This is a genomic window from Mixta mediterraneensis, from assembly GCF_030283135.1.
Classification (GTDB): Bacteria; Pseudomonadota; Gammaproteobacteria; order Enterobacterales; family Enterobacteriaceae; genus Pantoea; species Pantoea mediterraneensis.
Map to the genome: position 1 here is coordinate 16,075 of NZ_JASUAZ010000019.1, position 12,415 is coordinate 28,489.

The following is a 12,415-nucleotide window of genomic DNA, read 5'->3' on the forward strand; positions in this document are numbered from 1 at the left end:
GATGTTTTTATCGCGGGATGCGATGTATCGGCCACGCCATTCACCGGTTGCGCTGCTGCTGGTCATAATGATCGTCATCAGCCTGACGGGCTTACCGTTTCTCAACTATGCCGCCAACCGTCTGGTTGCCGGGCAAGCGCTGATGCTGTGGCAAACCAGCCATGCGGCGGTACTGCTCTTACCGCTGGCGCTGCTGATTGTGCTGCTGTGGTGTAAACCGGCGCGCGTGACGCTGCTGTTATCGCTGCTTGCCGGCGAGTTGCTGCTGGCGGGGATGATTTGGCTGAGCGGTAATCAGGCGGCACTGATGGCGAGTCAGGGGAGTCCGCTGGCACGAACCAGTTTTGCCAGCGGCATGTGGTGCGCCAGCGGATTAACGCTGTTGCTGATGACAGACGTGATACGACGATATACTCGCCATAGCCTCGCCCGGCTGCTGCTGAATATTCAGGTATGGATTATTCCGGTAATACTGCTGACGAGCGGCACGCTCGATCACCTCTCGCTGTTAAAAGAGTATGCCAATCGCCAGTCAGTATTTGATGCGGCTTTAATGCGGCATTTGGCGCTGCTCGGCGGCACGTTGTTGCCTGCGGTGATTATCGCGCTGCCACTGGGGGTGGTGCTCTACCGTCGGACCCGCTGGCAAGGCAGCGTATTCAGCGTACTTAACGTTATTCAGACCGTGCCGTCGGTGGCGCTGTTCGCCCTGCTGATCGCGCCGCTGGCGGGCCTGGTAAAACGCTTTCCGTGGCTGGGCGCGTGGGGGGTTAGCGGTATCGGCATGGCGCCTGCGCTCATTGCGCTGGTGCTGTATGCCTTGCTGCCTCTGGTGCGTAGCGTGGTGGTGGGGCTACAGCAGGTGCCGCACGATGTGCGTGAAAGTGCACGCGGCATGGGCATGGGCGAGCGACAACAGTTTTTTGCCGTTGATATACCGCTGGCGCTGCCGGTGTGGCTGGCCGGTTTGCGCGTGGTGGTGGTGCAAACGCTGGGAATGGCGGTGGTTGCCGCGCTGACTGGCGCGGGCGGCTTTGGCGCCATTATTTTTCAGGGTCTGTTAAGCAGCGCACTTGATTTGGTGCTGCTGGGTGTCATACCGGTTATTGCGCTGGCGGTAGCCATTGATGCTCTGTTCCGGCTGCTGATCTCTCTGCTGGAGAAAAAAGATGATTCAGTTTGATAACGTGAGTAAGTATTTCTCCGGTAAAGCGGCAGTGAAAAACCTGTCATTGCAAATAGATAAAGGCGAATTTAGCGTGCTGCTTGGCACATCGGGTTCAGGGAAATCCACCACGCTAAAAATGATTAACCGGCTGGTTGAAGCTGATGAAGGGGAAATCCGTTTTGCGGGTGAGGCGATTCGTCAGTTAGATGCGCGGATGCTGCGCCGCCGCATGGGGTATGCCATCCAGTCCATCGGCCTGTTTCCGCACTGGACGGTGGAAAAAAATATCGCCACCGTGCCCGCGCTGCTCGGCTGGTCAAAAAAACGGGCGCGCGAACGTGTCGAGGAGCTGTTCAGCCTGCTTAACCTGGACCTTCCGCTGCTGCGCCGCTATCCGCACCAGCTTTCCGGCGGGCAACAGCAGCGCGTCGGCGTGGCGCGCGCACTGGCCGCCGATCCTGAAATATTGCTGATGGACGAACCTTTCGGTGCGCTCGATCCGGTGACACGCAGTGCGCTGCAACAGGAAATGTTGCGCATTCATCGCTTATCGGGACGCACCATTGTCCTGGTCACTCATGACATTGACGAAGCGCTGACGCTGGCAGATAACATTGTGCTGATGGATGACGGCGAAATTGTTCAGCAGGGTAAGCCGGTTGAGTTGCTGACTCAGCCCAAAAATGACTTTGTGCGCGACTTCTTTGGGCGAAGCGAAATGGGCGTGCGGCTATTGGCGCTGGGCCAGGCAGGTAACGCGGCGCGGCGCGGTGAATGGCTGGAGGGCGAACCGATTATGGCGGGTCTGACGCTACGCGAAGCGTTATCGCAATTTATTACCCGTCGCACCGACAAGTTGCCGGTCGTTGACGATCAGCAAAAACCCCTTGGCGTGCTGCACTTCACCGATTTACTCAATTTGCGTGAGGGCGTGCAATGCGTTGGCTGAAAGATCCGCTGCTGTGGCTGATGATTTTTTATCTCGCTCTGCTCAGCGCCATGCCGTACAGCGGGCCGCTGTTTGCGCACTGGTTTCCAGAACTGGCGCGCCCGCTCTATCAGCAGGACAGTTTTTGGCAGCTAACACTGGCACACCTTTTTCTGGTTGTCACGGCAAGCCTGCTGGCGATTGTGACTGGCGTAACTAGCGGTATATTAGTGACGCGTCGCCACGGACGCGCTTTCCGCCCGTTAATGGAGACGATAGTGGCTGCCGGACAAACCGTTCCCCCGGTGGCAGTTTTAGCTATTGCCGTACCGGTGATGGGATTTGGTGCCTGGCCTGCGGTGATAGCGCTGCTGCTGTATGGATTATTGCCGATTCTCCAGGGAACGCTGGCCGGTATTGACAGCGTGCCCGCCAGCAGCCGTGAAATCGCTCAAGGCGTCGGCATGAGTGCCTGGCAACGTTTATGGCAGGTGGAATTAGCGCTGGCGGCGCCTGTGATCATCGCGGGTGTACGGACTTCGGTGATTATCAATATTGGCACTGCCGCGATCGCTTCAACCGTCGGCGCAAAAAGTCTCGGTTCGCCGGTCATCATCGGTCTGAGCGGCTTTAATACCGCTTACGTGATTCAGGGAGCATTGCTGGTAGCGCTGTTAGCGATTGTCAGCGATCGCCTGTTTGAGCGCTTGCAGCGTTGGTTTAGTTTGCGTGGACAATAATGCTGTAGCCCACCAGCATCAATCCGCCGGTGCCACCAACGGCCATGATGAAAAACAGTGTTGCGAAGAAAATTTTTTGCCAGTTCATGCAGAAGCCTGAGTGTGTAACATGGAGCGGGGAATAATAGCGCGCGCAAGGGAACAGGCAAAGCGCCCAGCGTGCGTTTTTGTTATCAAAGCGTTTCGTGCAGGCGTACCGGGTAACCTTGTTCTTCCCAGCGGGCCAACTGTTCCTGTTGACGTCGCGTCAGCTTTTTGCCGGTCCAGACAAACATATTCAAACCCGGAAACAGCTCCGGGCGCGGCAAATTAAGAGGCTCAGCAAGCACATCAATGCGCCAGCCAAACTGGGAAAGACGCCAGCCTTCAAGCCAGATACGCGTACGATCGTCAATGCCCCAGCCAACAATCACGGCATCTTTACCGGCTTTTTTACGGCCTGAAGCGAGACAAAAAGCAATGTAATCAATCAATGCGCCGTCAAGCAAACTGCACAGGGGGCGGGCGGTATTCTGATCCAGCCCGAGCTTTTGACGCACCGGCATAAAAACGTGATCGATCAAGCCATCAACCGGGTATTCACGGCCAATTTGCGAAATTTTATTACGTAACTTTGACGGGCGAACGTGGCGTAACACGCTAACCAGCTCATCCTGCAGAGAAGTCCAGCTCTCATGCGCCTCAATATCACTGCCTTCCAGCAACGCTTTAACTTTGCCCACCGGCACGCCGCTTTCAATCCAGCGTTTGATCTCTTCAATGCGATTTATATCTTTTTCATCAAACTGACGATGTCCGCCTTCAGAGCGTTGTGGCTTCAGCAGACCGTAGCGTCTTTGCCATGCGCGCAACGTTACCGGGTTGATCCCACAGCGTTCGGCCACATCACCGATACTTAAGGTCATACTTTCCTCTTTGTGGCGACCTGATTCGAAACACCATAACCAGGCAGGATAAGCCGGACAATAGTTTCCTGACTGTACAACGTGTTGCCAGGCTTATCTTTAGCCTACTCTCATTTATGAGAATAAAATCTCATAAATGAGCAGGGATTATGCAGAATCAGGAGACGAAACGACGCTTAGCGGCTCGTCTGACAGCGCTCAGTCTACAATGCGGCTGTCGTTCAATGAGCTGTCAACCGCAACCAGAATAAGCCGGGCGTCATTATTGCGCATTGAGCGCAGTGAGGCCAGCCCAACAGCCGCGCTGCGTTGGGCTTTCTATGTCGCATCTGTTGAGCGGAGTGGAGGCGCAGAGAAATAGAAATCGGCTGCTTACGCGTGACCAGCCGCCAGTCTGCCAGAATGAAACAGCGATTTCCTTCGCCGTAACGTATCGCCCCCGCCATCCACTTTCACTGTGAGCGGGCAGGGGGCACGGCTGCGTCCCGGCGCGCATATTGATGATGACGCATTACTGCAAGATGGAATGGAACAGCCTGTCTGGCTGTGCGAAGGCGGCCTGACCTTCAGCATAAAAGTGCTGCAGGGGACATTAAAAGCGGACGACTGTTTACGTTTTCATTTAGCGGGCAAGCCCTCTTTTGCTGCACATCTGACAGACGGTGCACGCTATTTATCGGCGAGATACCATGACGGATCAGGAAAAACACAGGCGCGACAGCGACACGCTGTTTTGCCGACGGCATCTGCAAGGGCTTATTGCGGTTGATAACTACCCTTGGCTTGAGGATTTTACGCGACGAAAAAAACACAGCGAAAGCTGACGTAGCCCGGATACTGTGTAAAAATACAGGCAATTTTTTCTGCGGGTAACAAGATAATGGCCCTGACAGCAGCATTAAAAAGTCAGATAGCGCAGTGGTATAAAGCGCTGCAGCAACAGGTGCCTGACTTTATTCCCCGCCCGCCGCAGCGACAGATGATTGCTGCGGTGGCGAAATGCCTGGCGGGTGACGATGGCCGTCATCTGGCGGTTGAAGCGCCAACCGGCGTCGGTAAAACGCTCTCCTATTTAATTCCTGGCATCGCCGTCAGCCGGGCTGAAGAGAAGCGGCTGGTGATAAGCACGGCGAATGTAGCGTTACAGGATCAGATCTTCACCAAAGATCTGCCGTTACTGAAGAAAATTATTCCCGATCTTACCTTTACCGCTGCCTTTGGTCGCGGTCGCTATATTTGTCCGCGCAATTTAGCGGCAATGGCCGCAGATGACGATCAGCAGGGCGATCTCCTGTTGTATCTGGATGATGAGGCGATCAGCAGCACCAAAGAAGAGCAAATCCAGTGTGGACGTTTGCAAAAATCCCTTGAGCGTTATCAGTGGGACGGTTTGCGCGATCACAGCGAAGAGAACGTCAGCGATAGCTTGTGGCAGCGGCTTTCTACCGATAAAGCCAGCTGTCTGGGGGCGCATTGCCGCTGGTATCGCGAATGTCCATTTTTTGTGGCGCGTCGTGAAATCGAGCAGGTTGATGTGGTAGTGGCAAACCATGCGCTGGTTATGGCTGCGATGGAAAACGAATCGGTGTTGCCGCCCGCCAAACAGCTGATGTTGGTGCTTGATGAAGGACATCATTTACCTGAAGTCGCACGCGACGCGCTGGAGATGAGTGCTGATATTACCCCTGGCTGGAACAGCTTACAGCTCGATCTGTTTGTAAAATTAGTCGACGGCATTATGACGCAGATGCGGCCTAAATCGCCGCCGCCGCTGGCAAATCCTGAACGGCTTAAAGCTCATTGCGACGAATTACGTGAATTATTAACGATTATCAGTAACGCTTTAACGCCTTTATTACCGGCGCATAACCAGCCGGGTGAATACCGTTTCGTGCTTGGCGAGCTGCCACAGGAAATTCTGGAACTCTGTACCCAGTTATTCAGGCGCTGTGATGCGCTACGCGGTTTAAGCGAAGGGTTGATCAATGCCCTGAGCGAGCAAACCGGCAAAGTCGATATGGTGCGGCTGCACCGTAATCTCTTACAGCTCAACCGGCAGTTTGGCTGGTTTGAATCGGTGAGTAAGCTGTGGCGGCTGGCGGCGCTAGAGAAAGCGTCGGGCGCGCCGGTATCAAAGTGGATCACTCGCGAATTGCGTGATGGTCAGGCGCACCTGCTGTTTCACTGCGCGGGTATTCGCGTTAGCGATCAGCTTGAAAAAATGTTGTGGCGGAAGATCCCGCATGTGGTGGTGACGTCCGCTACGTTGCGTTCGCTGAACAGCTTTCATCGCCTGCAGGAAATGTCTGGCCTGAATGAGAAAGCGGGCGACCGTTTTGTCGCGCTTGCGTCGCCATTCAATCATGTCGATCAGGGCAAACTGGTGATACCGCAAATGCGTTACGAGCCGTTGATGGCCCATGAAGCGGAACACATTGCCGAAATGGCAGGGTTCTTCCGTCAGCAAATAGCAGAAGAGAAGCACAAAGGGATACTGGTGTTGTTTGCCAGCGGACGAGCCATGCAGCAATTTGTCGCCTGCCTGCCAGATTTACGGCTGACAATGCTGGTGCAGGGCGATCAGCCACGCAGTCGTTTGGTCGAACTGCACCGCAAGCGCGTAGAAAAGGGCGATACCAGTATTCTGATTGGCCTGCAGTCTTTTGCAGAAGGGCTGGATTTGAAAGGCGAGCTGCTGAGCCAGGTACATATTCATAAAATCGCTTTTCCCCCGGTGGACAGTCCGGTAATTTTAACCGAAGGCGAATGGCTAAAAAGCCTGAAGCGTTATCCGTTTGAGGTGCAGAGTTTACCCAGCGCTTCATTCACGCTGATTCAGCAGGTCGGCCGCTTGATCCGTAGCCATCAATGTTATGGCGAAATTGTCATTTACGATCGCCGTTTGTTGAGCAAGGCTTACGGCAGCCGGTTACTTGCGGCGCTGCCGGTGTTTCCTATTGTGCAGCCAGCAACACCCGAACCTGCGGTAATAAAAAGCGCACCCACGCCAGCCGTGCGTAAAAAACGTCCCACGCGGCGCTAAAGGGCCGCGTACTTTAACGGAAGCGAGTGATGGAACTAAATAAAATTATTAAAGAGATCGGGCGTGGAAAAAATCACGCGCGTGACATCGATTTCGATAGCGCGGTCGCGCTTTACAGCGCGATGCTGGCCGGTGACGTGCCCGATCTTGAGCTGGGCGGTATTTTGATTGCGCTGCGTATTAAAGGCGAAGGCGAGGCCGAAATGCGCGGCTTTTACCAGGCGATGCAGGCACGGATGATGACGTTACGTGCACCAGCCAGTCGTCCGATGCCCGTTGTGCTTCCCAGTTATAACGGCGCACGCCGTCAGGGCAATTTGACGCCGTTACTGGCGCTGTTGCTGAACCAGCTTGGCTTCCCGGTGCTGATGCATGGCGTGAGCGACGATGCCACTCGCGTGACCAGCGAGGCGGTTTTTGCTGAACTTGGCGTGCAGCCGGTAACCACGCAATCACAGGCGCAGGCATGCCTGGACAACGGCAAGCTGGCGTTTATTACTATCGACAATCTTTGTCCGCCAATGGCGAAACAGCTTTCGCTGCGTTGGCGCATGGGCGTGCGTAACAGTGCGCATACGCTGGCAAAACTGGCGACACCCTTTGGTGAACGCGAGGCGCTGCGTTTGTCGAGCGTTTCTCATCCTGAATATGTGCCGCGCGTGGGTCAGTTTTTCAGTGACATTAATGCGCCAGCCCTTCTGCTGAACGGCACCGAGGGTGAAGTGTATGCCAATCCGCTACGCTGTCCGGCAATCAGCTACGTTCACGGCGCAGCGGCACCAGCACAGATATGGGTTGAACGACAGCCAGAAGTTGCACTGGCATTGCCTGGCGATAAAACGGCAGCGGTAACGGCACGCTGGACTGAAGACGTACTGGCGAAACAGCGGAAGGTGCCAGAGGCGCTGCGTTTGCAGATTGCCTGCTGTTTACGCGCCAGCGGTCAGTGCGATTCGCTGGACGCGGGTTTACAGCGCCTTAGCGACGCGGGCTACTAACGTCGGCTTTTGGCAGCGCTTTTTCTACCAGGGTCTGCCAAAATTCGATGCCCAGCGGGATCAAATCATCGTTAAAATCGTAGCGCGCGTTGTGTAACGGAGCAGAAGGCGTTTCGCCGTCGGCACCCAGCCAAAAATAGGCGCCAGGACAGGCTTCCATCATGCAGGCAAAATCTTCCGACGCCATCGACGGATTAACCTGCCATTTCACGCTCTCTGCGCCAAACATATCCCGCGCCACCGTGCGCACCTGTTCAGCCGGACCCGCATGATTTGCAGTGACCGGATACCCAGGCAACCACTCAATCTTCCCGCACACGCCAAATGGCTTTGGTAAGGTGCTGACAAAATTCCCGATCAGGCTGCGTACCCGATCACGCACATCGGTTTGCAAACAGCGCACCGTGCCGCGCAGCACAATTTGCTCCGGGATAACATTGATGGCTTCGCCCCCGTGGATTTGGGTCACGCTCACCACGGCAGATGCCAGCGGTGACAGACGACGCGAAGGAATGGTTTGCAGCGCCAGAATTAATTCAGCGGCTACCACCATCGGATCGGCACCACTTTCTGGCATCGCCGCGTGGCAACTTTTGCCGTTGAGCGTGATTTCAAACGAGTCGAGCGAAGCCATCATCGCGCCCGGATTCACCGCCAGCGTGCCGAGCGGCATACCCGGCCAGTTATGCATGGCGTAGACCGCATCCATCGGAAAGCGCTGGAACAGTCCTTCTTCCACCATTTTGCGCGCACCGCCGAGGTTTTCTTCGGCAGGCTGAAAAATAAAATGCACCGTGCCGCTGAACTGACGCGTTGCGGCTAGCTGTCTGGCGGCTGCGAGCAGAATCGCGGTGTGGCCATCGTGTCCACAGGCATGCATGACGCCAGGCTGTGAGGAGCGCCATGGCACGTCGCCTTTTTCCGTAATCGGTAAGGCATCCATATCCGCCCGCAGGCCAATCACCGGCCCCGGACCGTTCTCCAGCGTGCCGATCACAGCCGTACCTGCTAAGCCGCGAAATACGCGCAGTTCAGCGACTTCGAGCTGTTGAGCGACAATATCGCTGGTTTTATGCTCCTGGTAGCCAAGTTCAGGCTCCTGGTGAAACTGGTGGCGCCAGCGCAGGGCATCTTCAAGCAGAGCAGGGGAAAGGGTCATGCAGAAACGCGCTCCTTACGGATTGAGGAGATTTCACTTTAGTGGTCTGACACGCGCACGTCTATTGCCGAAACGGTTAAATTTGGCTATAGGCTAAATCAAAATGGAATAAGTAATAAGGAAAGGGTGTACGCAGTTCCCCTTTCCCGCGCCGGGGAAAGGGGAGACGTCAGGTTTACGCCTGCATGGGTAATGTCAGCCCATGCTCTTTCGCGCAAGCCTGTGCCTGTTCATAGCCCGCATCGGCATGACGCATCACGCCAGTGGCGGGATCGTTCCACAATACACGACCCAAACGTGCATCAGCAGCTTCGCTGCCATCACACACAATGACTACGCCTGCGTGCTGCGAGAAACCCATACCTACGCCACCGCCGTGATGCAGGCTCACCCAAGTGGCACCGCCTGCGGTATTTAACAGCGCATTGAGCAGCGGCCAGTCAGAAACAGCATCGGAGCCGTCCTTCATCGCTTCGGTTTCGCGGTTTGGTGAAGCGACAGAACCGCAATCCAGATGATCGCGACCAATAACGACCGGCGCTTTGAGTTCGCCGTTGCGCACCATCTCGTTAAATGCCAGCCCGGCCAGGTGACGTTCTCCCAGGCCCAGCCAGCAAATGCGCGCCGGTAAGCCCTGGAAGGCGATACGTTCCTGCGCCATATCCAGCCAGCGGTGCAGGTTCTTGTTATGGGGGAACAACGCTTTTAGTCTGGCATCGGTTTTGTAAATATCTTCTGGATCGCCAGGCAGCGCCACCCAGCGGAACGGGCCTTTGCCTTCACAGAACAGGGGACGAATATAGGCTGGCACGAAACCTGGGAAATCAAACGCATTTTTCACGCCTTCATCCAGCGCGACCTGGCGAATGTTGTTGCCGTAGTCCACGGTTGGAATACCCATGTGACAGAAGTCGAGCATCGCCTGTACGTGCACTGCCATAGAGGCGCGCGCGGCTTTTTCTACCGCTTTTGGCTGGCTGACGCGCTCTTGCTGCCAGCGGGCCAGATCCCAGCCAATCGGCAAATAACCATTAATCGGGTCATGCGCCGAGGTTTGGTCGGTCACAATGTCCGGTTTTGGTCCGCCTGCTTTAGCGCGTTTTACCAGCTCAGGTAGGATTTCCGCCGCGTTACCCAGCAGGCCCACGGAAATCGCTTTTTTCGCTTTGGTGGCTTCTTCGATCAGCGCCAGCGCCTCATCCAGCGAGGTGGCTTTATGATCAACGTAACGGGTACGCAAACGGAAATCGATGCGTGATTCCTGACACTCAATTGCCAGCACACAAGCCCCCGCTAATACACCCGCCAGCGGTTGCGCGCCTCCCATCCCGCCTAAACCCGCAGTCAAAATCCAGCGTCCACTGAGGTCATTGTTGTAATGCTGACGACCCGCTTCGACGAAAGTTTCATAAGTGCCTTGCACAATGCCCTGCGCGCCAATGTAGATCCACGAACCGGCGGTCATCTGGCCGTACATCATCAATCCGGCTTTATCCAGCTCGTGGAAATGGTCCCAGTTAGCCCAGTGCGGCACCAGATTCGAGTTTGCCAGCAAGACGCGTGGTGCATCGGCATGCGTACGGAAAACGCCAACCGGTTTGCCTGACTGAATCAGCAGCGTTTCATCCGGTTTTAATAGTTTCAGCGAGCGTAAGATCTGTTCGAAGCATTCCCAGTTGCGCGCCGCTTTACCAATGCCACCATATACCACCAAATCTTCCGGGCGTTCGGCCACGTCAGGATCGAGATTGTTTTGGATCATGCGGTAGGCAGCTTCAATCAGCCAGTTAGCGCAATGCAGTTTATCACCATGTGGAGCACGGATTTCGCGTGCCACGGCCTGAGACAGAGTTTCGCTCATTACAGAATCCTTATTCAGCGGAGGTTACAGAACGCATGCTGGGCAGCAGCGCGGTCAATGGTTGTGGCCAGTCGGCACGGCTCGCCCACTGACGCATGGCCTCAATGTCGGGGGCCAGCAGGCGGTCTTCATCAAGAAAAGCCACCTGCTCGCGGATGGTGCTGATCGCCTGTTCGAGTAACGCAGAACTTTGTAGCGGTCGGTTGAATTCAATGCCTTGTGCCGCCGCCATCGCTTCAATGCCGACAACCGCTGCGGTGTTAAAGCACATATCACCAAGGCGACGTGCGGCATACGTTGCCATAGAAACGTGATCTTCCTGATTAGCGGAGGTGGGCAGGCTGTCAACGCTGCCAGGATGTGCCAGCGATTTGTTCTCAGAAGCCAGCGCCGCTGCGGTGACCTGGGCGATCATAAAGCCTGAGTTCACGCCGCCGTCGCGCACCAGGAAAGGCGGTAAACCGGACAAGCCGGTATCGAGCAACAGCGCCATACGTCGTTCAGAAATCGCACCCACTTCGGCAATAGCTAACGCGATAATGTCAGCGGCGAAGGCCACCGGTTCGGCATGGAAATTGCCACCGGAAATCACATCACCGGATTCGCTAAACACCAGCGGATTATCAGAGGCGGCGTTGGCCTCAATTTGCAGTATACGCGCGGCGTGGTTCAGATTATCCAGACAGGCACCCATCACCTGCGGCACGCAGCGGATAGAGTAAGGATCTTGTACCCGACCACAGTTAACGTGCGAAACGAGGATTTCGCTGCCTTCAATCAATGCTGTTACGGCAGCGGCAACGGCGATTTGGCCTTGCTGACCGCGCGCCAGATGAATGCGTGCATCATAGGGCTTCAGCGAGCCTTTAATTGCTTCCAGCGACAACGCGCCGGCCATTAATCCGGCGGCGAACAGATTTTCGGTTTCAAACAGGCCACGCAGTGCCAACGCGGTGGAGACCTGTGTACCATTCAGCAGCGCCAAACCCTCTTTCGGGCCGAGGATGAAAGGTTTAAGCCCCACTTTGGCCAGACCCTCAACGGCAGTCATCATTTCACCGTTAAACCGTACCTGGCCTTCGCCCAGTAACATTAGCGACATATGTGCCAGCGGTGCCAGATCGCCGGAAGCGCCAACCGAACCTTTTGCAGGAATGCACGGCATCACGCCTGCGTTAAACAGCGCCAGCAGCGCATCAATCAGTTCGATGCGCACACCAGAATGACCCCGCGCCAGGCTGATAATCTTGCTGGCCAAAATCAAGCGCGTGACATTATCGGGCAGCAGATCGCCTAAACCGACGCTGTGCGACAGCACCAGATTACGTTGCAGATCGGCTAAGCGCGAAGCGGGGATTTGCGTCTGCGCCAGCTTGCCGAAGCCGGTATTGATGCCATAAACCACCTTGCCGGAAGCAACGATGGCTTCCACTGTTTCCTGTGACCGTGCAACAGCGATACGCGTACGTTCATCAAGTCTGAGAGACACGTTGCCGTAATAAATAGCACGCAACGTCGCGAGATCAACCTCGCCCGGAACCAGGCATAAATGATGAGATGCACCTGACATAGCCTACTCCTGTATATACAAGTTTGCTGGCGTTGCCACTGTT

Annotated in this window: 9 protein-coding genes; 5 read left to right on the forward strand and 4 right to left on the reverse strand. The window is 55.6% G+C overall.

Annotated elements, in window-relative coordinates:
* The first annotated feature begins 1 nt into the window (after position 1).
* The 3 genes from QRY16_RS12730 to QRY16_RS12740 are packed head-to-tail and all read left to right on the forward strand — an operon-like array spanning position 2 to position 2,836.
* The gene (locus QRY16_RS12730; RefSeq protein ID WP_275092414.1) at positions 2–1,183 is read left to right on the forward strand and encodes an ABC transporter permease; all 1,182 of its coding nucleotides are present in this window, start codon (positions 2–4) and stop codon (positions 1,181–1,183) included.
* Positions 1,170–2,117 (forward strand): ABC transporter ATP-binding protein, encoded by a 948-nt coding sequence (locus QRY16_RS12735; protein WP_289776848.1) that lies wholly within the window; start codon positions 1,170–1,172, stop codon positions 2,115–2,117. Before QRY16_RS12730 ends, QRY16_RS12735 begins: the two co-directional genes overlap by 14 nt.
* A complete protein-coding gene (locus tag QRY16_RS12740; protein ID WP_289776849.1) occupies positions 2,105–2,836 on the forward strand; it encodes an ABC transporter permease in 732 nt (243 codons plus the stop codon). Before QRY16_RS12735 ends, QRY16_RS12740 begins: the two co-directional genes overlap by 13 nt.
* A gap of 173 nt (positions 2,837–3,009) precedes the next feature.
* Here QRY16_RS12740 and QRY16_RS12745 read toward each other — a convergent pair whose 3' ends face one another.
* Complete coding sequence (locus tag QRY16_RS12745) at positions 3,010–3,741, reverse strand: MerR family transcriptional regulator (RefSeq protein ID WP_289776850.1); 732 nt, start codon at positions 3,739–3,741, stop codon at positions 3,010–3,012.
* Between the two features lie 880 nt (positions 3,742–4,621).
* On the opposite strand from QRY16_RS12745, the gene dinG reads away from it, so the two are divergent.
* Entirely contained in the window at positions 4,622–6,784 is a 2,163-nt protein-coding gene (gene dinG / locus QRY16_RS12755) for an ATP-dependent DNA helicase DinG (protein ID WP_289776851.1), read from the forward strand.
* 29 nt (positions 6,785–6,813) lie between these two features.
* Entirely contained in the window at positions 6,814–7,782 is a 969-nt protein-coding gene (ybiB, locus tag QRY16_RS12760) for a DNA-binding protein YbiB (protein ID WP_289776852.1), read from the forward strand.
* Here ybiB and QRY16_RS12765 read toward each other — a convergent pair.
* From QRY16_RS12765 to hutH, 3 genes are all read right to left on the reverse strand, one after another.
* Complete coding sequence (locus QRY16_RS12765; protein ID WP_289776853.1) at positions 7,763–8,941, reverse strand: M20 aminoacylase family protein; 1,179 nt, start codon at positions 8,939–8,941, stop codon at positions 7,763–7,765. The genes ybiB and QRY16_RS12765 overlap by 20 nt on opposite strands.
* A 175-nt stretch (positions 8,942–9,116) precedes the next feature.
* Positions 9,117–10,802, reverse strand: a complete 1,686-nt coding sequence (hutU, locus tag QRY16_RS12770; RefSeq protein ID WP_289776854.1) for a urocanate hydratase — start codon at positions 10,800–10,802, stop codon at positions 9,117–9,119.
* Between the two features lie 10 nt (positions 10,803–10,812).
* The gene (hutH, locus tag QRY16_RS12775; RefSeq protein WP_289776855.1) at positions 10,813–12,372 is read right to left on the reverse strand and encodes a histidine ammonia-lyase; all 1,560 of its coding nucleotides are present in this window, start codon (positions 12,370–12,372) and stop codon (positions 10,813–10,815) included.
* Between the last annotated feature and the right edge of the window lie 43 nt (positions 12,373–12,415).